Annotated in this window: 16 protein-coding genes; 7 read left to right on the top strand and 9 right to left on the bottom strand. The window is 69.5% G+C overall.

The annotated features are described in order from the left end of the window. Positions 1–3 precede the first annotated feature (3 nt). From CSC78_RS15525 to rhlB, 4 genes are all read right to left on the bottom strand, one after another. Entirely contained in the window at positions 4–843 is an 840-nt protein-coding gene (locus tag CSC78_RS15525) for a response regulator (protein WP_162338769.1), read from the bottom strand. A 16-nt stretch (positions 844–859) separates the two neighbouring features. Next, positions 860–1804 (bottom strand): permease-like cell division protein FtsX, encoded by a 945-nt coding sequence (ftsX, locus tag CSC78_RS15520; RefSeq protein ID WP_162338768.1) that lies wholly within the window; start codon positions 1802–1804, stop codon positions 860–862. Further along, positions 1801–2487 (bottom strand): cell division ATP-binding protein FtsE, encoded by a 687-nt coding sequence (ftsE, locus tag CSC78_RS15515; protein ID WP_162338767.1) that lies wholly within the window; start codon positions 2485–2487, stop codon positions 1801–1803. The genes ftsX and ftsE overlap by 4 nt, the downstream gene beginning before the upstream one ends. Before the next feature lie 103 nt (positions 2488–2590). Continuing rightward, complete coding sequence (rhlB, locus tag CSC78_RS15510; protein WP_162338766.1) at positions 2591–4279, bottom strand: ATP-dependent RNA helicase RhlB; 1689 nt, start codon at positions 4277–4279, stop codon at positions 2591–2593. Between the two features lie 226 nt (positions 4280–4505). Between rhlB and trxA the strand changes: the two genes are divergently transcribed. Both trxA and rho read left to right on the top strand, forming a co-directional pair. Then, positions 4506–4847, top strand: a complete 342-nt coding sequence (gene trxA / locus CSC78_RS15505; RefSeq protein WP_062350453.1) for a thioredoxin TrxA — start codon at positions 4506–4508, stop codon at positions 4845–4847. 210 nt (positions 4848–5057) lie between these two features. Further along, positions 5058–6776, top strand: coding sequence for a transcription termination factor Rho (gene rho, locus CSC78_RS15500; protein WP_162338765.1), 1719 nt, complete (start codon positions 5058–5060; stop codon positions 6774–6776). A gap of 51 nt (positions 6777–6827) precedes the next feature. Here the strand turns inward: rho and CSC78_RS15495 are convergent, their stop codons facing one another. After that, positions 6828–8816: a winged helix-turn-helix domain-containing protein gene (locus CSC78_RS15495; RefSeq protein ID WP_162338764.1), complete on the bottom strand. Its 1989-nt coding sequence runs from the start codon at positions 8814–8816 to the stop codon at positions 6828–6830. 177 nt (positions 8817–8993) lie between these two features. On the opposite strand from CSC78_RS15495, the gene CSC78_RS15490 reads away from it, so the two are divergent. Next, positions 8994–9857: a DUF2306 domain-containing protein gene (locus CSC78_RS15490; RefSeq protein WP_162338763.1), complete on the top strand. Its 864-nt coding sequence runs from the start codon at positions 8994–8996 to the stop codon at positions 9855–9857. 34 nt (positions 9858–9891) lie between these two features. Here the strand turns inward: CSC78_RS15490 and CSC78_RS15485 are convergent, their stop codons facing one another. Then, on the bottom strand, positions 9892–10722 hold the full coding sequence (locus tag CSC78_RS15485) for an energy transducer TonB (protein ID WP_238391308.1): 831 nt from the start codon (positions 10720–10722) through the stop codon (positions 9892–9894). 114 nt (positions 10723–10836) lie between these two features. Here CSC78_RS15485 and CSC78_RS15480 point away from each other — a divergent pair, with 114 nt between their 5' ends. After that, positions 10837–12633, top strand: coding sequence for a monovalent cation:proton antiporter-2 (CPA2) family protein (locus CSC78_RS15480; RefSeq protein WP_162338762.1), 1797 nt, complete (start codon positions 10837–10839; stop codon positions 12631–12633). A 9-nt stretch (positions 12634–12642) separates the two neighbouring features. On the opposite strand, the gene CSC78_RS15475 is transcribed toward CSC78_RS15480, so the two are convergent. Then, the gene (locus tag CSC78_RS15475) at positions 12643–15939 is read right to left on the bottom strand and encodes an ankyrin repeat domain-containing protein (protein WP_162338803.1); all 3297 of its coding nucleotides are present in this window, start codon (positions 15937–15939) and stop codon (positions 12643–12645) included. Next, complete coding sequence (locus CSC78_RS15470) at positions 15932–16189, bottom strand: YcgL domain-containing protein (RefSeq protein ID WP_162338761.1); 258 nt, start codon at positions 16187–16189, stop codon at positions 15932–15934. Before CSC78_RS15470 ends, CSC78_RS15475 begins: the two co-directional genes overlap by 8 nt. Before the next feature lie 163 nt (positions 16190–16352). On the opposite strand from CSC78_RS15470, the gene CSC78_RS15465 reads away from it, so the two are divergent. From CSC78_RS15465 to hemF, 3 genes are read left to right on the top strand one after another with little or no spacing between them, the layout of a single operon-like run. Continuing rightward, entirely contained in the window at positions 16353–18719 is a 2367-nt protein-coding gene (locus tag CSC78_RS15465) for a S9 family peptidase (protein WP_162338760.1), read from the top strand. 4 nt (positions 18720–18723) lie between these two features. Further along, entirely contained in the window at positions 18724–19293 is a 570-nt protein-coding gene (locus CSC78_RS15460; protein WP_162338759.1) for a hypothetical protein, read from the top strand. Between the two features lie 10 nt (positions 19294–19303). Continuing rightward, the gene (hemF, locus tag CSC78_RS15455; RefSeq protein WP_162338758.1) at positions 19304–20227 is read left to right on the top strand and encodes an oxygen-dependent coproporphyrinogen oxidase; all 924 of its coding nucleotides are present in this window, start codon (positions 19304–19306) and stop codon (positions 20225–20227) included. Between the two features lie 74 nt (positions 20228–20301). Here hemF and CSC78_RS15450 read toward each other — a convergent pair whose 3' ends face one another. Beyond that, a complete protein-coding gene (locus CSC78_RS15450) occupies positions 20302–20790 on the bottom strand; it encodes a DUF421 domain-containing protein (protein WP_162338757.1) in 489 nt (162 codons plus the stop codon). Positions 20791–20931: the final 141 nt, after the last annotated feature.

The raw sequence follows: 20931 nt of genomic DNA, 5'->3' as shown, positions 1-20931 counted from the left end.
CGCTCAGACCAGGCTGCGCGTTTCGTCCATGCGCGCCAGGCGCAACTGGAACAGCACCTTGGTCACCAGCAGGCGTTCGGCGATCGGCTTGAGTACCAGGTCGTTGGCGCCGGCCTGCAGCAGCTCGGCCTGGTTGTCGCGGTTGCTGTCACCGGTCATCACCAGGATCGGCAGGCGCCGCTTGCCGTAGGCGAAATCCACGCGGATGCGCTGCACGATGTCGCGCCCGCTCAGCTCGCCCTTCAGGATCACGTCGGTCAGCACCAGGTCGAACTTGTGCGTGGACAGGCCCAGCGATTCGGCGGTGAGCAGCGCGAAGGCATCCTCGGCCTTCATCACGTGCACCACGTTGAGCGCCTGCCGCTCCAGCATGCGCTTGGTGGTCTCGGCGACGACGCGGCTGTCCTCGATGTAGAGGATGGTCGCGCCGACCACCGGCTCGGGCTGCACGTAGCCGCGGATGAAGGTCGCCAGTGCTTCGTGGCCGAGCGCCTTGTCGAAATAGTCGGTAACGAACTCGGTGAAGCGGCGCTCTTCCAGGTGCTGCTGCGCATCGCCGGACACGACGATCACCGGCACGTAGGCCTGCCCCGCCGCCTCGCGTACGCTGCGCGCGATCTCCATGCCGTCGCCATCCGGCAGCGCCAGCGCGGTGGTGACCAGGTGAACTTCGCCCGCCGCCAGCGCGTCGCGCGCCTCGGCGATGCTGGCGCAGCCGATCACCTGCACGCCAGGCAGTTCCCGCTGCAGCACATCGGCGATCAGCTTGCGGACCAGCTTCGACCCGTCCACCACCATCACGCGGGGCGCGTCGCTGATCAGATGCCGGAGCTCTTGGGCCATGAAGGTGCGGGAGGTGTCAGGTGGCAGTCGGGCGAGTCTGACGCAAGAAGTGGCCGGTCACCAGCCATGCCCCCAGCCAGCCGATCACCGTGGCCGCCGCGACGACGACCGTCGCACCGGCCGGGTCCAGCCCCACCAGCACGAACGGACTGCCGTAGCTGCGCGCCAATGCGGCGAGCGGCGCGCGCAACGCCAGCGCCGCCAGCGTCAGCAGGCCGAGCGCCAGCGCACCGGCCGCCAGCCCGTACCACGCACCGAGGTAGATGAAGGGCCGGCGGATGAAGCCATCGCTCGCGCCCAGCAACTGCAGCACGCCGATTTCCTCGCGCCGCGACTGGATGTCCAGGCGCACGGTGTTGCCGACCACCAGCAGCGCACCCAGGCCGAACAGCGCGGCAAGCACCCACACCAGCCGCTTGCCGAACCCCATCCAGCCGGCAAGGCGTTCGCGCCAGGCGGCGTCGTGCTGCAGCAGGTCGGTTTCCGGCAGCGCCTCGAGCGCGGCGACGAGACGTGCGTCGTCGCCTTCCGGCACCACCACCAGCAGGCTGGGCAGCGGATTGCCGTCCAGCAGGTCCAGCGAACCGGCGAGCCCGCTGCGCTTGCGGAAGTCCGCCAGCCCCTGCTCGGGCGTTCGCAGGTCCACGCGCGCGACATCGTCGCGACTGCGCAGCGATTCCGCCAGCGCCTGCGCCCGCGCGACCGGCGTCTCCGGCGTCAGGAACAGGTCGATCTCGCGCGACTGCTGTACATCGCCAGCGAAATGGCCGACGTTCTGCAGCGCCAGCCACAGGCCGAGCGGCAACACGAAGGCCACCGCCATCACGCCGATCGTCAGCAGCGTGGCCCACGGACGACGCACCGTGCGTCCCAGGCTGGAAACGAAACTGTAGAGATGCTGGTCCAGCCAGATGCCGAACCTGGAGCGCGCCTGCGCACGACTGTTCTTCGCGTCGCTCATTCGGCCAGGTCCGCAGGAGAGATGTCGTCGACCAGCTTGCCGTGGTCGAGGATCAGCACGCGCTTCTTCATGCGCTTCAGCAGCGACAGGTCATGGCTGACCACCAGCACGCTGGTGCCACGCTCGGGCATGGAGGCGAACAGCGACATGATCTCCGCCGCCAGGGTCGGATCGAGGTTGCCGGTCGGCTCGTCCGCCACCAGCAGGCGCGGCTCGGCAACGATGGCGCGCGCGATGCCGACACGCTGCTGCTCGCCGGCGGACAGCTGCGTGGGCAGCGCGTTCTCGCGATGGCCCAGACCCAGCCGCGCCAGCACTTCGCGCACGCGCTTGCCGATGTCGCCGCGGCGGTCGCCGCGCAGGATCAGCGGCAGCGAGACGTTCTCCATCACCGTGCGGTCGGTCAGCAGGCGATGGTCCTGGTAGACCGCACCGACCTCGCGGCGATGCAGCGGAATGCGCCCGCCGCGCACCTTCAGCAGGTTCCGGCCACCGAACACGACGGCGCCGCGACTGGGACGCTCGCTCAGGTGGATCAGCTTCAGCAGCGTACTCTTGCCGGCACCGGAGTGGCCGGTGACGAACAGCATCTCGCCCTCGGCCACTTCGAAGCTGACGTCCTCCAGCGCCGTGTGGCCGCCGGGATACTGCTTGCTGACGTTTTCGAATCGAAGGACGCTCATGTGCGTCGATTATGCCGGAGCGGTCGCGACGCTGGCGATGGCGCCGCGCAAAGAAAAAGCCGGGACATGCCCGGCTTCTCCTCGATACGCACGATGACCGGGCTCAGCCGCCGGACACCAGCGAGCGGATCTTGCGGCCCAGCTTGGTCAGGAAGCCCGCGTTGTCGTCGGCGGGCTTCGGCGCCGCCGCTGGCTTCGCGACGGCCGGCGTCGCATTCGCCACGGCGCCTTCCGCACCTTCCAGCGGCCGACCATGGCGACGACGACGGCGCTTGCGCGGCGTGCGCTCGCCTTCCGGCAACGCGACCGCGTCGGCACGGACTTCGTCGTTCGCCGGCCGCGGCGCCTGCGGCTTCGCCGCTTCGCCTTCCGGACGCGGCGCGCGCGGCGGACGCGGCTTGCCGTCGGCCGAACGCGGACCTTCGCGGCGACCGCCCTCGCGACGGCCGCCGTCGCGGCGACCGGCACCACCGGATCCACCCGGCTTGCGGCCACCACCACGACGCTCCTCGTCGGCGGCTTTCTGTTCGCGCGCCTCACGGAAGATCTGGCTGACGCTCTCTTCTTCGTCGTCGCCCTCGCCGGCAACCGGCTTCGGACGTTCCGGACGCGGCAGCGCGGTCAGCAGTTCGGCGGTGACCGGCTCGGACGGGATCTTCTGCTCGATGTAGGCCTCGATGTCGGGCAGCGACATCGCATAACGCTCGCAGGCGAAGCTGATCGCGTCGCCCTCGGCGCCGAGGCGCGCGGTGCGGCCGATGCGGTGCACGTAGTCCTCGGCATCGAACGGCAGGTCGTAGTTGAACACGTGCGACACGCCGTCGATGTGCAGGCCGCGCGCGGCCACGTCGGTGGCCACCAGCAGTTCCAGCTGGCCGGCCTGGAAACGCTTCAGCAACGACTCGCGCTTCTTCTGCGGCACGTCGCCGGACAGCACGCCGACGCGGTAACCGGCGCGTTCCAGCGCGCGCGCCACGCGCTCGACGAACGCCTTGGTGTTGACGAACACCATCGTGCGCGCGCCTTCGCTGCGCGACAGCAGGCCGATCAGCAGCGGGATCTTCTCTTCGTCGGCCGGGTAGTAGAGCTTCTGTCGCACCTTGGCCGCGGTGATGAACTCGGTCTCGACGACGAGCTTCTCCGGCTCGTTCATGTGCTCGTACGCCAGTTCCAGCACGCGGTGCGACAGCGTGGCCGAGAACAGCAGCGTCTGCCGCGTGGTGCGCTCGGGCATGCGGCGCAGCAGGAAGCGGATGTCCTTGATGAAGCCGAGGTCGAACATGCGGTCGGCTTCGTCCAGCACGCACATCTCGCAGGCGTGCAGGCTGACCACCTTGTGCTGCTTGACGTAGTCGATCAGGCGGCCCGGCGTGGCGATGATGACGTCGACGCCCTGCTGCAGCAGTTCACGCTGCTTGTCGTAGTCCACGCCGCCGTAGACCAGCGCGAAGCGCAGGCCGAGGTCGGCGCCGAACTTCACCGCATCCTTGTGGATCTGGATGGCCAGTTCGCGGGTCGGCGCCAGGATCAGCGCGCGCGGATCTTCCGGCTTGCGCTCGGCCAGCGCCGGGCGGGTCAACAGGCGGTTCATCACCGCGACCAGGAAAGCCAGCGTCTTGCCGGTACCGGTCTGCGCCTGGCCGGCGACATCGCCGCCCTTCAGGGCGACCGGCAGTGTCATCGCCTGGATCGGTGTGCAACGGGAGAAACCTGCGCCTTCCAACCCGGCGAGCAGCGCCGGATGCAGGTCGAACGAGGAGAACGTGATGTCGGTTAACGGTTTGTCGCTCATGCCTTCTTCTTTGCGTCGCTGTGTTCCGCGCGCGTCTCGTATGAATGCGGTGGGTGTGCTTGCAACGGCCTGACCGGCGTCGCACACTGCGCCCCCTGTGCCGGGTTGCGCGACCACCTGGGAACCCTTGATAAAGGTCGCGGAACGCCCCAGTTTACCCCAATCGTGGTGGCCGTCCCGGCCCGAACCCGTCCGCGCCCTTCCGCGGACCCCGCAGGAGATCCCCGTGAGCGACAAAGTGACCCACGTCGGCGATGCCGATTTCGATGCTGCCGTGCTGCAGTCCGGCGAGCCGGTGCTGGTGGACTTCTGGGCCGAATGGTGCGGCCCGTGCAAGATGATTTCGCCGGTCCTCGACGAACTGGCCGAGACCTACGGCGGCAAGCTGAAGGTCGCCAAGGTCAACGTGGACGAGAACCGCGCCACCGCCATCAAGTACCACGTCCGCTCCATCCCGATGCTGCTGCTGTTCAAGGACGGCCAGATCCAGGCCACCCAGATCGGCGCCGTGGGCAAGGGCCAGCTGACCCAGATGATCGACAAGGCCTTGGGCTCCCAGGCCGCCTGACGCCTTCGCCACGCCCCCGCCACCGCGGGGGCGCAGGCTGAATCCGCTTGAACCCGCCGCTCCCAGCGGCTTGCCGCTACCCCGGGCCCGGTGGTAGTGTCGGCCCCGAAATCCGGCGCAGGGGATGCGCCGCACCCATCTGAATACCCACTCTTCACTTCACCCCGCCGCCGCAACGCCGGCGCTCGCCACCTAGCGAGGATTCGCAACTTGTCCGACAGCAGCAACGAACCCGGCGCCCCCGCCGAGAAGCGCGTGCGCAAAGCCCGTGCTCCGAAAACCCCGTCCGCCGACACCGCCGCCGCGCCGACCGAGCGCGCGTCCGACCCGGCCCCCCAGCTTCCGCTTCCGCCGCCCGTTGCGGCCGAACGCGCACCCGCTCCCGCAGCACCCGCGCCATCCCATGACGGCGGTGGCGATGCGCCCGCTCCGCAGGCGCAGGCGGGCGGCGGCCAGCAACACGAAGGTAGCGGCCAGCAGGAAGGCGGCGACCAGCGCGACGGCAACCGCTTCAACAACAACAATCGCCGCGACCGCTTCCGCAACCGCCGCGAACGCAACCGCGAGCGCCATGGCAACGACGGCATGCCGCAGGACGGCGGCAACGGCGGCCAGCAGGACAACTACGTGCCGCGGCAGCCGCCGAGCGTGCCGGAAGGCTTCCCGCAGTACTCGCTGGGCGACCTCAAGCGCATGCCCGCGCCCAAGCTGCTGGACATCGCCGAGCAGCTGAACATCCAGGAAGGCGTCGCCCGAGCCCGCAAGCAGGACGTGATCTTCGCGCTGCTGAAGGTGCTGACCCGCCACGGCGAAGGCGTCGCCGCCGACGGCGTGCTGGAAATCCTGCCGGACGGCTTCGGCTTCCTGCGCGCCGCCGAGGCCAGCTACCTGGCCGGCCCGGACGACGTCTACATCAGCCCCAGCCAGATCCGCCGCTTCAACCTGCGCACCGGCGACCACCTGGCCGGCCGCATCCGCTGGCCGAAGGACGGCGAGCGCTACTTCGCCCTGTCGACCATCGACACGATCAATGGCGAGCCGCTGGAAGCGTCGAAGAACAAGGTGCTGTTCGAGAACCTGACGCCGCTGTTCCCGCGTCGCCGCTTCACCCTGGAGCGCGGCAACGGCTCGTCGGAAGACATCGCCGGCCGCATCCTCGACCTGATGGCGCCGCAGGGCAAGGGCCAGCGCGCACTGATCGTGTCGCCGCCCAAGGCCGGCAAGACGATCATGATGCAGCAGATCGCCACCGCCATCACGACCAACCACCCGGACGTGCACCTGATCGTGCTGCTGGTGGACGAGCGTCCGGAAGAAGTGACCGAAATGCAGCGCACCGTGCGCGGCGAAGTGGTCAGTTCCACGTTCGACGAGCCCGCCGCGCGCCACGTGCAGGTCGCCGAAATGGTGATCGAGCGCGCCAAGCGCCTGGTCGAGCACAAGAAGGACGTGGTGATCATGCTGGACTCGATCACCCGCCTGGCCCGTGCCTACAACAACGTCGTGCCCAGCTCCGGCAAGGTGCTGACCGGCGGCGTGGACGCCAACGCCCTGCACCGTCCGAAGCGTTTCTTCGGCGCCGCTCGTAATGTCGAGGAAGGCGGCTCGCTGACCATCATCGCCACCGCGCTGGTCGAGACCGGCAGCAAGATGGACGAGGTGATCTACGAAGAGTTCAAGGGCACCGGCAACAGTGAAGTGCACCTCAACCGTCGCATCACCGAGAAGCGCGTCTATCCGGCCATCGACATCAACCGCTCCGGCACCCGCCGCGAGGACCTGCTGATCGAACCGGAGCTGCTGCAGAAGATCTGGATCCTGCGCAAGCTGCTGCACCCGATGGACGAGATCGCGGCGATGGAGTTCCTGCTGGACAAGATGAAGAACACCAAGTCCAACGACGAGTTCTTCAGCTCGATGAAGCGCTGATCCGGCGACGGAGAGGCAAAGAAAACGCCCCGCATTGCGGGGCGTTTTTGTTCAGCGGCACTGGAAATCGTCCGCGCCAGCCGGTCCGCATCCGTCGCCCCATCGTCCTGTCTGCCGCCAGTAGTCGACCACGCCCGCCTTCACCAGCATCGCCTTGAACTGCGGATGCGAGCGGACGCCCGAGTACGGTGCATTCCAGAGCGCGACATAGGGCTGCTGCGCCATCGTGCCGCTGTCGAACCCCTCCGCTGCCTCGAGCTCCCTGCGCATGGCGGCGACGGCAAGATCGGCGTCTCCCAGCGCATCCGCCACACCTGTCGGCACGAATGCCGCGTTCGGCCCGCCACCGTATGCCGGCACTTCAACGGCGCGCCGGACGTGCGCAAGCATCGCGCCCCGATCGCCCAGCGCGGCGCCCAGATCACGGAAGAAGGGCGTGTCCATTTCCCGGTGCGCGAGCAGCTGTCCGTGCAAGGCGCGCAACCTTTCCAGCCCGCCCGCGCGCCTGCCCGCGAGCACGCCGCAGAATGCGAGGAAATCGGGACCCAGCTGGCTACCCGAGAGGTGTTGCCCGCGCTGGTATTCGGCCTCGGCCTGGGGAAAGCGCCGCGCGGCGGTGTAGTCGAACTGCAGGTCGCGCGACAGGTACAACGCCATCGGTTCGATCGCGCGCACGCCCTCGACCAGCGCAATGGTCTCGTCCAGGTGGCCCATGGCGTACAGCATGAAGGCGTAGTCCCAGACGCGTTCCTGCGTGGCCGGACCGGCCTCGGCGACCTGCCTGGCAAGGGCGATCGCATCGGTCCGCCGGCCTTGGCGCCACCATGCGTTGGCACGGTCGCGCCGGGCGATCCAGCTGTCGGGTGCGATGCGCGCGATCCGCGCGCGGACGTGGGCGGATTCGGCCTGCAGCGCGCCGCGGGCGTCCGGCTCCTCCAAAGCAAGCGCGTTCAACGAACGCGCCAAGGCGTCCCAACACAGGACGCATTGCGGATCCAGTGCGACCATTTCCTGCGCCAGCCGCACGCGTTCGCGATCGTGCGCCACATCGAGTCGGCCCTGCATCAGGATGTCGCGCCAGCGCAGATAGCGCTCGTAGGCGCCGATGTGGGTGGTGCCCCCCTGCTCCCGGTTGTACCTCGCCACGTCCAGCGCCACGCTCAGGGCCAGCGCAACATTGCGCGAGATATCTTCCTGCACGGCGAACACGTCGCGCAGTTCGCGCGCATAGGTCTCCGACCAGACTTGGCGACCGGTGTCCGCACGCACCAGACGCGCCGTCACCCGCAGGCGGTCGCGATCCCGGCGCAGGCTGCCCTCGAGCAGATACGCGACGTCGAGTGAACGGCCGACGGCGCGCGGATCCCCGTCCTTGCCCTTGAATGCACTGCTCGACGTGCGTCCGACCACCTGCAGCGCCGGCGCCTGCGCCAACTGGTTGCGGATTTCCTCGGCCAGACCGTCGGCGAGGTAGGCCTGGTCGCCCCTCGGCGACAGATCGGCGAACGGCAGTACCGCCAGCGACGGGCGTGGCGCGTCGTGCGTGGATGGACCGCCCCCCCGCTCCCTGTCGCCGTACAGCCAACCTCCGGCCGCCAGAAGCAGCAATATCGTGGCGGCCAGCGCCAGCGGGCGCCGTCGTCCTCCGGGTCGCGAGGAGGCGGCAGGCGCTTCGGGGACCGGGTGAATGGCAGATGCTTCTTCGGCCGGCGAGGGTGCCGCCGACGGCAGATCGAAGCGATAGCCGATGCCGTACACGGTATGCAGCAGGCGCGGCCGCTGGGCATCTTCGCCCAGCGCCTGTCGCAGCAGGCTCATGATGCGGTTGATCACGCTCTGGGTCACATGCCGGTGGCCCCAGACCGCGTCGAGGATCTCGTCGCGACCGAACACCCGACCCGGCGACGCCGCCAGCAACGCGAGCACGGCGAACGCCTTGGGTTCGAGCGCCTGTTCGGCCCCGCCACGCAGCAGGCGCCGGCCGGCGAAGTCGATGACCACGTCGTTGAAGGCAAGGCGGTCGGGATCCGGCTGCGGCATGCGCTTTCCCAGCGGACAGGGCCCTTGGTCTCCGAGTATAGGTGCGCGTGCGGGCATCCCGCGCGACCGTCCATGTGCGCGACCTCACGACTTCCTGCGACTGGCCTAACGATCCGGACGTCGTCGTCGGTGAGGCTGCGGATCGGTCGCGATCCGCCGACGGAACCGGAGAACCCCATGGACATGTCGCCCGCACGCCCCCGCACGCCCGGCACGGATGCGCCCGAACGACGCCTGCTGCGCGGGCTCGGCCGCACGTTCCAGCTTCTCGCCCTGCTCGGGTTGTTCGCCTTCGGCATTTACATCGTGCTGCGCGCCGCCGGCGCCAGCCACCGGAATTTCGATCAATGGCATGCGCTGGTGGACGGACTGGCGATGCCGACCGCGGCGGACTGGATTGCCAATCTCGGCATCGGCCTGCACTTCGCGATGGGCACCGTGCTGGTGCTGGCGTGGCCGATCCTGCTGTCGTCGCACATCCGCAGCCGCCACCGTGGCGTGCACCGCTGGACGGGCCGCGTCTACGTCACCGCCGGCGTCCTCGCAGGCGCGGGCGGCATGTCGTTCATCCTCACCCATGGCGCCTACACGCCCGCGGCGTCGATCGCCTTCGGCCTATGGGGCGCGGTGATGATGCTGAGCGCCGTCATGGCCTTCGTGCACGCCCGGGCGAAACGCTTCGACCGGCATCGCGCATGGGCGATCCGCCTGTTCGCGATGGTGCTGGGGTCCTGGGTGTTCGATCTGGAAATCCGCGCCTGGAAGGATCTCACCGGCGGTCTCGGCATGGGTGCGGGCGGCACCAGCGGGCCTTTCGACTACGCGATCCTCTATCTGTTCTTCGTGCCCAACCTGCTGGTCGCGGAGTGCTTCATCCGCAACCTGCACCGGCGCATCACGCTACCGCGCCGGGTGGCCTGGCCCGCCATCACGGGGTTCGCACTGGCGGGCGGCGTGTTCGCCTATGCGGTCGTGATGGTGACGGCCACATCGACGGGCAAGTACGGCAAGCACCTGTTGCAGGCGCTCGGCGGCGGATGACCATCGCCCTCCACCACGCCGACCGGCACGCAGGCTACGAGCCTTCGCCACCCAGTGGGGTGAGCAGCTTCGGCCCCCGGGTGCCGCCGGCCATGTGGACGCCGCCGTCTGCAAGCGTATCGAGCGAGAATCCGGGGCGATCCTCATCCTGCGACCAGGAGACGCGCTCGCGTGGGCCGGGCACGTAGGCTTCCCACTGGCCGTACCGGCGCGTGCCGCCGAAGTTGAAATCCACCGGCACGCGCACCACCCAGTACGGCTGACCGGCGGCGTCGCCCCGGCTGGGTGGCTTGAACGTCCATTTCTCCGCCGCACCGATGGCCGCACGCGCGAAGCGGTCGCGGAACTGGCGCATCTGCGCCTCGCTGGCGACCATGCGCAGGTTCACCTGCTCGGCGACCACGTCGCTGACGGAACCATCGGGATCGATCTTCAGCAGCAGGTACACCGTCCCCTGAGCGCCCCCCTGTGCGGCCGCCATCGGATAGCCGGGCGGCTTCATGCTCACGCTGCTGACGCGCGCCTCGGGCGGCGTCGCTTCGTCGTCGCCGAAGTCCGCGCCACGCACCGACACCAGCATCTTGCCGTCGCCGGTGGACTTGGCCACCAGACGCGCGCTCATCCGGGTGCGCACCTGCTTGGCGGCGCCGTCGATGACCACCGACTCGAAGCGCCACGATGTCGCAACCCCAGTGACGAAGGCGGGGATGCCCTCGGGCAACCGGTCCGGCGTGTCCAGCTCCACCGCCGCCACGCTGCCATCGGTGCGGATCGTGAGCATGCCGGTCACCCGCATGCTGGCCTCGACCTGCTTGCGCACGGCGCCCGGACCCTGCGCCCAAGCGCTCTGCACGAAAGCCAGCATGCCCAGGAGCATCCACGCCAACCCAACACTGCGCTGCCTCATACGCCCTCCTCTTTCCCTGGAAGCGGGCCGGTCCTGCCCTGTCCGCCGCATACTATCCCCACGAGGTGATGCATGCACGGTAGTGGTCTGGAGTTGGCGCTGGTGTTCCTGCTGGCCGCGGTGATCGCGGTGCCGGTGTTCAAGCGCTTCGGCCTGGGGGCGGTGCTGGCCTATCTGGTGGCCGGCGTGGTGCTGGGGCCGGACGGGCTGGCGCTGGTGCGGGATGCGGACCGCATCCTCAATGCGGCCGAGATCGGCGTGGTGATGATGCTGTTCGTCATCGGCCTGGAACTGTCGCCGTCGCGCCTGCGGGTGATGCGCAAGCCGGTGTTCGGCGCCGGCGGCCTGCAGGTGCTGCTGAGCGCGCTGCTCCTGGGCGGCATCGCGCTGGCGTTCGACCACCACTGGAAGACCGCGCTGGTGATCGGCCTGGGCCTGGCGCTGTCGTCCACCGCGGTCAGCCTGCAGTTGCTCTCCGAACACAAGGAACTCACCAGCGAACACGGCCGGCTCGGCTTCGCCATCCTGCTGTTCCAGGACCTGGTGGCGATCCCGCTGCTCGCCGCCATCCCGCTGCTCGGCGGCGCCAAGAACGAGACGCTGACCTGGACCATGGTGCTGCATGCGGTCGGCGCCATCGCGATCGTGATCCTGGGTGGCAGGCTGGTGCTGCGGCAGCTGTTCCGCATCGTCGCGCGCACGCGCATGCCCGAGGTGTTCACCGCCACCGCGCTGCTGGTCGTCCTGGGCATCGCCTGGTTCATGCAGCTGGCCGGCCTGAGCGCCGGCCTGGGCGCGTTCCTCGCCGGTGTGCTGCTGTCGGATTCGGAGTTCCGCCACGAACTGGAATCGCAGATCGATCCGTTCAAGGGCCTGCTGCTGGGCCTGTTCTTCATCGCGGTCGGCATGGACATCGACCTGGATGCGGTGGTCAAGGCGCCGGAACTGGTCGCGACGGGTGTCGCGGCCCTGCTGACGGTGAAGTTCGCGCTGCTGTTCGGCATCGGGCGCTGGCCGGGCCGCCTGCAGCCCCGCGGCGCACTGATGCTGGCCGGCACGCTGTGGCTGGGTGGCGAGTTCGCGTTCGTCGTCTTCAGCGAAGCGGCGCGCGTGAACCTGATGGACGCCGAACTGCGCAACCAGCTGACGGCGATCGTCGGCGTGTCGATGGCGCTGACACCGCTGCTGTTGCTGGGGCTGCATCGCGTGCTGGCGGAGGTGAAGCCGAAACCGTCCGCGGCGCCGCGCTCGTTCGACGAGATTCCGGACGAACAGCCGCAGGTGCTGATCGCCGGCATGGGCCGGTTCGGCCAGATCGTCGCGCGCCTGCTCACCGCGCAGCGCATTCCCTTCGTCGCGCTGGAGCACAGCCCGGATACCGTCGACACGTTGCGGCGCTTCGGCAACATCCGGCTGTACTACGGCGACCCGACGCGGCCCGACCTGCTGAGGTCCGCCGGCGCGCAGCACGTGAAGGTGTTCGTGATCGCGATGGACGATCCCGACACGAATATCAAGGCGACGCGCCTGATCCGCCGCATGTATCCGGAAGCGCGTGTCCTGGCACGCGCGCGCAACCGCCAGCATGCGTGGCGACTGATGGACCTGAGTGCCGAGGCGTATCGCGAGACGCTGGGTTCGAGCCTGGAGATGGCGCAGCAGGTGCTGGTGGAGCTCGGCCTGCCACCGGAAACCGCGGCGGAACACGCGCGCCGCTTCCGCCAGCACGACGAGAAGCTGCTGCGTGCGCAGTACCTGGTCTACGACGATGATGGCGCCGTGATACAGACCGCGCGCGATGCCGTCAGCGACCTGGAAAAACTGTTCGAAGCCGATGCCACCGGCGAGGACACGCCGCGAACGACGTGAGCCGTTGCGTCAGCCGCGGTCGCGCAGGAAGCGTGCCATCGAGGCGCCGGCGCCCGGCGTGGCGGGCACGAATTCCGCCGCCACGTCGATGAAGCCGCGCATCACCGCGATCTCGCGCGGCGTGCGGTTCAATGCATCACGCAGTTCCGGATCCGCGCCGGCCCGCAGCAGGCGGCTGACCACGCGCAGCAGGCCATGCAGCGCCGCCAGGTGCAGTGGACCGAATCCGCGCGGGTCCTGCACGTCCAGCGACACGCCTTCGTCGAGCAGGCGCTCCAGGCCGGCGAGCACCACCTCCTCGTCGCAGGCGGTCCCGGGCTCGGCGCGCGCACCGAGCAGCAACAGCAACGGCGTCACCGCGCCGGCCGCGGCCTGTTCGAACTCGGCGCCGGACAGCAGCAGCGTGTCCAGCAACGCCACCAGCCGTGGCTTCTCGCGAGCGGTGAAACCGTAGAGCGCCGCGCAATGCAGCGGCGTGAGACCCTGCGCATCGCCCGCATGCACGTTGGCGCCCGCGGTGATCAGGCGCGCGGCGATTTCCGGCAGCCCCAGTGCGGCCGCCAGCATCAGCACGGTGACGCCGCCGGGCAGGCGGTGTTCGATGTCGGTGCCGGCGGCGAGCAGGGCGCCCACGATCTCGACCTGGCGCATGCTGACCGCGGCCGACAATGGCGTGGCGCCGGTGTTGGCGGCGCGCTGCGGATCGGCCCCGCGCGCCAGCAGCAGTTCGACCGTGGACGCGAAGCCACCGCCCGCCGCACGCAGCAGCGCCGTGCAACCCTGGGCATCCGGCGAATCGACATCGAACCCCAGGTCCAGCAGGCGCCGCACGGCATCGCGGTCGCCGGCCATCGCGGCGGCCGGCAGGTCGGCCGGGCGCAGCGCACGGCGTGGCAACGACCAGATGCGCCAGTCGAGCCAGTCCGCCAGGTCGCGGCGTCCGCACGCCAGGGCAACACCCAGCGGCGTCTGCCCGTCGGCGGCACGCGCATCGGGCGAGGCGCCTTTCGCGACGAGCTGCTTCAGTGCGGTTTCGCGACCCAGCACCGCCGCCAGGTGAAGCGCCGTCATGCCGTGGCTGTCGCGCGCCTCGCGGTCCACGCCGATGTCGAGCAGGCGATCGAGCACGCGCTGCCATCCCAGGCGCACCGCCAGCGAGAGCGCGGGGTCACCCTGCGGCGACGGCGCGAACGGATCGGCGCCACGTTCCAGCAGGTCCAGCGCGCAGGATTCCAGCGCGCGCGCCGCCTGGTCGTCCGCTGCGCAGGCGGCCATGAAGCGCGCCAGTCCACCCGCGCCCGCCGGGGTGACGCCGCGCGCCAGCAGGGTTGCCAGCGCCGGCTGCACGGCCGGGCCCTGCGCGAGCAGCACGAACAGCAGGGTGTCGCCGGCCGCATTGCGGCTCTCCGCGTCCGCGCCGTGGCGCAGCAGCCAGGACAGCCGTGCCGGGCGTTGCATGTCGGTGTCGTGCAGCAGCGCGCCGAGCTCTTCGCGCGAGCTCAGGCGCGCGAGCGCATCGAGTCCGTCGAACTGCCCGCTGGCCAGGCCGTCGCGCAGCAGCGCCGCGGGTGCGCGGTCGGGCGGGGTTTCGTCGTCCGCCGCGGCCACGGCCGTCGGCAGCGCGTAGCCGGGGTCGAGTGCGGAGACCAGCGCCCAGCGCCCGGCTTCCGCGGCCACGTCGACCGCACGGCGGTCCTGCGCGTCGGCCAGGGCGGGATCCACGCCCCAGTCCAGCAAGCGGCGCACCAGCGCCGGCGAAGCGTGTTCGGCCGTGCAGGCCAGCATCAGCGCACTGCGGCGTTCGGCATCCAGCGCATGGCGGTCGGCGCCGGCATCGGCCAGCTTCTCCAGCACCTGCAGGTGCGCACCGCGCGCCGCATCCAGCCATGGCGTGCGCTGCTGCGCGTCGCGCGCGTGCACGTCGGCACCGGCCGCAAGCAGGGTGGTGGCGATCTCCGCGTGGCCGGCGAAGGCGGCTTCATGCAGTGCACTGCGACGCTGCGCATCGCGCGCATCCACCTTGGCCTTGTGCTTGAGCAGCAACTGCACGCCGGCGGGATCGTCCTCTTCCGTCGAGGCGGCGGCCAGCAGCACCGGCTGTCCACCCTGCGGATCCGGACGCGCGCCCCGCTCGAGCAGGAACTTCGCCAGCCGCCAGTTGCCGGCCACGCAGGCCACGCCCAGCGGGGTGAGGCCGTCATGGTTCAGCGCGTCCAGTTCCGCCGCGGCATCGCGCAGCAGCGCGACCACGCCGGGATCGGAACTGCGGGCGGCGTGGTGCAGCGGGGTGTTGCCATCGGCATCGGCGATGCGCGGATCGGCGCCATTGGCCAGCAGCGTGGTGACGGCATCGGGCCGGCCGTGCCAGCTGTCGCGCGTGGCGGCGAGCAGCGGGGTGACGCCGGCGTGCGCGTGGTTGAGGTCGACGCCGTGCGCGATCAGGGTGCGCAGCAGGCGCAGGTCGGGCAGCACCGCTGCCAGTGCGCCCAGGCTGCGCTGGTCGCGCGCGCCTTCGGTCGGCAGCGCATGCGGGTCCGCGCCGGCTTCGATGAACTCCAGTGCGCGGTCGACGCGGCCACTGCGTGCGGCTTCGAACAGGGCCTGGTCCAGATCCAGGACCTGGTCGGGACTGTGTTCGACATGCGTCAGCGGAACGGCATCGTCCTCGCTGTCCGGCATCTCGACCACCGGCAGCACACCTGCGCCGTCCAGTCGCTGGACGCCCCAGTGAAGGACCGGCAGCAGCAGCGCGTACGCCATCGCAGCACCGCCCCGGAGCGCGTCCGGCACCAGCCCGCTCCACGCCAGGCACAGGCCGCCACCGACGGCGAGCGCCAGCAGGGTCGCCACGGCCAGACCGCGCCAGGCATGGAAATCGCGCTCGGCGAGCCCACGCCAATGCGCTGCGAGCGACCCGCCATCGCGCTCCAGCCCGTGCCACAGCGGCCAGGTCCGCCACAGACCCACGATCACCGCGCCGACCACCGCACTGACGCCCAGCGCCGCCGTCAGGCTGCCGCTGTCGTGCAGCGAAGCCAACGGCCAGGCCAGCAGCGCAGCGCTGCCGGCGAAAGCGACCACCCAGGCCAGCACCAGCGCTGGCAGGTCCTCGCGCCAGGCGCGGGCCGGCGCCAGCACGCGGGTGCCGCGCAGCCAGGACACACCCAGCGCGACCGCCGGCTGCGCAAGGCAGGCGGCGACCGCTGCAGGCACGCCGCCGATCCATCCGCCGACGCCGGCCAGCAGCAGGCCCGCCAGCAGGGCAGCGAGGGCGATCGGGCGGATCTGCAGGCGCAACTCAGGCATCGGGACGGACACGCGGATCGGGCGGCGGCGGGAACTGGACATGGAAGCCGCGCGCCGACAGATTCCCGCGCACGACGGCCGCGTCTTCGCGCGCCAGTTTGCGCTCCGGGGTCAGGGCCACTTCCAGCACGAACGACAGGTCGCCCAATTGCGTGCGCAGCGGTTCCGGCAAGAGCGAGAAATCATCGCGCTTCGCCAGGTAGACGAAGGTGTCGGCCTTGCGCTGGCTCTTGTAGACGTAGGCTTGCATCCGCGCGTGTCGCGCCCCGCGTGTGGACAAGCGGGGATTGTGCGGGAAATGCCCTATACGCGAAACCCGTACGGCGTTCACGCCGCACATGACCATCGGCGGCCGGAACCACGCGGCGGGACTGGTACTCTTGGCCTCTTCACCTCGCACTAACGGATGCCCGATGCGCCCCGCCCTGCTCGCCTTGCTGCTGCCGCTCGCCCTCGTTTCCCCGGCGCATGCCCAGACGTCCGCGCCGTTGACGATCGAACAGGCGATGGCGGAACCGGACTGGATCGGCCCGCCGGTCGAGCGCGCGTGGTGGACGTGGGACGGCAGGCAGGTGCAATACGAACTCAAGCGCGACGCGAGCCTGGTGCGCGACACGTTCGAACAGGCCCTCGACGGCAGCGCCGCGCGACGTGTCGGCGACGACCAGCGCGCCGGCCTGGATGCGGCGGAACCGGTATACGACGCAAGCCGCCAGCGCATGCTGCTGTCGCGCAACGGCGACCTGTTCGTTCGCGACCTGCGCAACGGTGCGCTGACCCAGATCACCCGAACCAACGAAGCGGAACAGCAGGCCCGTTTCGCCCACGACGGCGCGGTCATCTGGCGCACCGGCACCACCTGGTACCGCTGGACGGCAGGCACCGGCACGTCGACCGTCGCCGAGCTCAAGGCCGAACGCGATCCACTCGCTCCCCCCAAGGCCGACGCGCTGCGCGAGCAGCAGCTGCGCACGATCCGCACGCTCGCCGACGACCGGGCCCAGCGCGAGGCCGCGCAGAAGCAGGCCGAGAGCTGGCGCAAGGCCGATCCCACGCGCGCGCCGGCGCCGATCTACCTGGGCACCGAGGTGGAGATCGAATCCAGTTCGCTGTCGCCGAACGGACGCTGGTTGCTGGTGGTGACGCGCAGGAAAGGCGCCGACGCCGGACAGGGCGGCAAGATGCCCAAGTACGTCACCGAATCCGGCTACGAGGAATTCCAGGACGTGCGCACGCGCGTGGGGCGCAACGCCCCGCCGCCGTACGCGCTGTGGCGCGTCGACTTGGCCGACGGCAGCGTGAAGCCGCTCGCCTTCGATCCGCTGCCCGGCATCGACAAGGATCCGCTGGCATCCCTGCGCAAGGCCGCCGGCAAGGAGCCGCTGAAAGGCAACCGCGACGTGCGCGTGGAAGGTGGTCGCGGCGGCGACGCCGTCGCCTGGACGAACGACGGCACGCAGGTCGCGGTGCAGCTCCATGCCGTCGACAACAAGGACCGCTGGATCGCCACGGTCGACCTGGCAGGCGCGCGGCTGGTGCCGCGCCATCGCCTGACCGATGCCGCGTGGATCAACTGGGGCTTCAACGAGTTCGGCTGGCTGCCGGACAACCGCACGCTGTGGCTGCTGTCGGAAGAGTCGGGCTATTCGCACCTATACACCGCGACCGGCGCGGAGAAGTTCCGTGCGCGCACCACCGGCAAGTGGGAAGTGTCCGAGCCGGAAATCGCGCCGGACGGCAACGGCTTCCTGTTCCTGTGCAACCGCGACTGGCCGGGCGACTACGAAGTCTGCAAGCTCGACCTGACCAGCAACACGCTGCGCGAAGTGACCTCGCTGGACGGCGTGGAGAGTTTCAGCACGTCGCCTGACGGACGCCAGCTGCTGGTGCGCCACTCGCGCAGCTATACGCCGGTGCAGTTGTCGGTGATGGGCCTCGAGGGCGGTGCCGCGAAGCAGCTGACGGATACCCGTACCGCCGCGTTCAAGGCGCGCGAGTGGGTCGAGCCGCAGTACGTGCAGGTACCGTCGAAGCACGGCGCCGGCGTGGTGTGGGGCAAGTACTACGGCCCGAAGACGATGGAACCGGGCAAGCGCTATCCCATCGTGATGTTCGTGCACGGCGCCGGCTACCTGCAGAACGTCACCGCACGCTATCCCAACTACTTCCGCGAACAGATGTTCCACCACCTGCTGGTGGAGCGCGGCTACATCGTGCTCGACCTGGACTACCGCGCCAGCGAAGGCTACGGCCGCGACTGGCGCACCGCGATCTACCGCAACATGGGCCATCCGGAACTGGAGGATTACCTGGACGGCCTGGACTGGCTGGTCGAGCAGAAGCAGGGCGACCGCGACCGCGCCGGCATCTACGGCGGCAGCTACGGCGGCTTCATGACGTTCATGGCGCTGTTCCGTGAGCCCGGCAAGTTCAAGGCCGGCGCCGCGTTGCGCCCGGTGGTGGACTGGACGCAGTACAACCACGAATACACCAGCAACATCCTCAACACGCCCGACCTGGACCCCGAGGCCTACCGCGCTTCGTCGCCCATCGAGTACGCCGACGGTCTGCAGGACCACCTGCTGATCGCGCACGGCATGATCGACGACAACGTGTTCTTCAAGGACTCGGTGGTGCTGACGCAGAAGCTGATCGAACTGCGCAAGGACAACTGGGAACTGGCGGCCTACCCGCTGGAGCGGCACGGCTTCACGCGGTCGGATTCGTGGCTCGACGAATACAAGCGCGTGCTCAAGCTGTTCGAGCAGAACCTGAAGTAAGGCGATGGCGTCCGCCGTGACCCGCGCGACCGGCTCGGCCTTCGTCACCGTCACGGCGAAGGTGTCGATCGTGCTCGGCATCGCCGCCGTGCTCTACGCCGGGGTGCAGGTCGTCGCGGCGACCGTCGTGCTGGGCCAGGTGGATACCGACGCGCTGCTGGGTTTCCTGGCAGCACACTCGGTTCCTGCGTCCGCGACATGGGTACTCACCCACCTGACCACCCTCGCCGTCGCGTTCCTGGCGGTCTGCACCGCGTTCCTGGCGGTGTCGTTCGGCCTGCTGCGCCGGCGCCTGTGGGGCTGGTGGGGCTTCGTGCTGTTCATGGTGGCGGGCGCGGCAGCCAACTTCGCCGGCATCGCCGCCATCGATGCCGCGTTCTCCTGGATCCAGACCTTGCCTCACCAGCCAGCACTGAAACCGATGCGGTCGGAGTTCGCCTCGCTGCGCCTGCTGACACTAGCGACGCTGTGGGTAAGCGCCTTGCTCTTCGCGGCGCTGCACGGACTGGTCGTCTGGCAGTTGTGCCGCCCGGCGGTACGGGCGGAGTTCGGGATGCGCAGCCCGCCCCGCTAGAATGCGCGGCATGAACGACATCACGCCCGTCCGCGATTATCTGACCGACCTGCAGGACCGCATCTGCGCCGCCATCGAAGCCGCCGATGGCAGTGCACGCTTCCGCGAAGATGCGTGGGCGCGCCCGCCGGGCGACGCATCGCCGATCCGCGGTGGCGGACGCACGCGCGTGCTGCGCGATGGCGCAGTGTTCGAGCAGGCGGGGATCGGATTTTCCGATGTGTCCGGCGACCGGCTGCCGCCCTCCGCCTCCGCGCATCGCCCGGAGCTGGCAGGCGCATCGTGGCGTGCCGTCGGCGTGTCGCTGGTCTTCCACCCGCGCAACCCCCACCTGCCCACCACGCATGCCAACGTCCGCCACTTCCGCGCCGAGTGCGACGGCGAAACCGTCGCGTGGTGGTTTGGCGGCGGCTTCGACCTGACGCCGTTCTATCCGGTCGACGAAGACGTCCGGCACTGGCACCGGACGGCACGCGACCTCTGCGAACCGTTCGGTGGACAGGCGCGCTACGACGCGCACAAGCGCTGGTGCGACGAATACTTCTTCCTCAAGCACCGCAACGAGACCCGCGGCGTGGGCGGGCTGTTCTTCGACGACCTGAGCGAGGATTTCGAGCGCGATTTCGGTTACCTGCGCGCGGTGGGCGACGGTTTCCTCGACGCCTACCTGCCGATCGTCGCATCGCGCAAGGACGTTCCCTACGGCGATCGCGAACGCGCCTTCCAGTTGTACCGACGCGGCCGCTACGTCGAGTTCAATCTGGTCTACGACCGCGGCACGCTGTTCGGCCTGCAGAGCGGCGGACGCGCCGAGTCCATCCTGATGAGTCTGCCCCCGCTGGTGCGCTGGGAATACGGCTACGCGCCGGAGGAAGGCAGCGACGAACAGCGGCTGCTCGACTATCTCAAGCCGCGCGACTGGCTGGCCGAATAGCTTCGCGCGCTTGTAGGAGCGCCCCCTGGGCGCGATGCCCTGACTGACGCGTATCAAACGCTCCTGCCGGAGCGTCAGGACTGCCGCGTCACCACCGTGATGTGTCCATTGTTCTCCAGCACGGCCAGCTGGATATCGGCCACGTCGAGGCATCCCGCCTCGCGCATGGCCTTCTCGAGATCCTCATGGCTGATCAGCTCGCGCCGCAGTACGTCGCGGTAGACCTGCCCCTCGCGCGCCAGCAGCACCGGCGAGCCTTCCACCCAGCGCTCCACCTTCGGCGAGCGTGCCGACGCCAGGCCCACGATCCAGTTCAACGCGATCAGCGTGGCCGCGAGCAGCAGACCGCCGCCCACCGAGGTGTCCTGGCCCAGCAACGCGTTCTGCACGGCGTTGCCGAGCAGCACGACCAGCAGCATGTCGAAGGGCGTGAACTGGCCCATCGTGCGCTTGCCCGTCATCCGGATCATCGCCAGCAGAAGGAAGTAGACCAGGCAGGCACGCAGCACGAAGGCCCACCAGGGCATGGCCAGATCGAACATCTCGGCGAACGTCGCGCTCATGCATCACCCGGCGGAAGAAAACAGCGCGCACGGTAGCGCATGCACCCGTCCGGACGACAGGCAATAAAAAGCCCCGCAGACCAGGGGGGGGTCGGCGGGGCTTTTTATTGCCTGTCGTCCGGACGGGTGCATGCGCTACCG

Origin of the sequence: Pseudoxanthomonas japonensis (assembly GCF_010093445.1) — a bacterium.
In the GTDB taxonomy this organism is placed as follows: domain Bacteria; phylum Pseudomonadota; class Gammaproteobacteria; order Xanthomonadales; family Xanthomonadaceae; genus Pseudoxanthomonas_A; species Pseudoxanthomonas_A japonensis.
This window is presented reverse-complemented; position numbering and strand designations above follow the sequence as displayed.

Bases quoted from the DNA above. Each gene is read 5' to 3' on its own strand.
- CSC78_RS15470 (WP_162338761.1), bottom strand. From the start codon at position 16,189: ATGCAAGCCTACGTCTACAAGAGCCAGCGCAAGGCCGACACCTTCGTC.
- CSC78_RS15475 (WP_162338803.1), bottom strand. From the start codon at position 15,939: ATGCCTGAGTTGCGCCTGCAGATCCGCCCGATCGCCCTCGCTGCCCTG.
- CSC78_RS15490 (WP_162338763.1), top strand. From the start codon at position 8,994: ATGGACATGTCGCCCGCACGCCCCCGCACGCCCGGCACGGATGCGCCC.
- CSC78_RS15450 (WP_162338757.1), bottom strand. From the start codon at position 20,790: ATGAGCGCGACGTTCGCCGAGATGTTCGATCTGGCCATGCCCTGGTGG.
- CSC78_RS15525 (WP_162338769.1), bottom strand. From the start codon at position 843: ATGGCCCAAGAGCTCCGGCATCTGATCAGCGACGCGCCCCGCGTGATG.
- CSC78_RS15460 (WP_162338759.1), top strand. From the start codon at position 18,724: ATGGCGTCCGCCGTGACCCGCGCGACCGGCTCGGCCTTCGTCACCGTC.
- ftsE (WP_162338767.1), bottom strand. From the start codon at position 2,487: ATGAGCGTCCTTCGATTCGAAAACGTCAGCAAGCAGTATCCCGGCGGC.
- hemF (WP_162338758.1), top strand. From the start codon at position 19,304: ATGAACGACATCACGCCCGTCCGCGATTATCTGACCGACCTGCAGGAC.
- rhlB (WP_162338766.1), bottom strand. From the start codon at position 4,279: ATGAGCGACAAACCGTTAACCGACATCACGTTCTCCTCGTTCGACCTG.
- CSC78_RS15485 (WP_238391308.1), bottom strand. From the start codon at position 10,722: ATGCTGGCTTTCGTGCAGAGCGCTTGGGCGCAGGGTCCGGGCGCCGTG.
- CSC78_RS15480 (WP_162338762.1), top strand. From the start codon at position 10,837: ATGCACGGTAGTGGTCTGGAGTTGGCGCTGGTGTTCCTGCTGGCCGCG.
- CSC78_RS15495 (WP_162338764.1), bottom strand. From the start codon at position 8,816: ATGCCGCAGCCGGATCCCGACCGCCTTGCCTTCAACGACGTGGTCATC.
- CSC78_RS15465 (WP_162338760.1), top strand. From the start codon at position 16,353: ATGCGCCCCGCCCTGCTCGCCTTGCTGCTGCCGCTCGCCCTCGTTTCC.
- ftsX (WP_162338768.1), bottom strand. From the start codon at position 1,804: ATGAGCGACGCGAAGAACAGTCGTGCGCAGGCGCGCTCCAGGTTCGGC.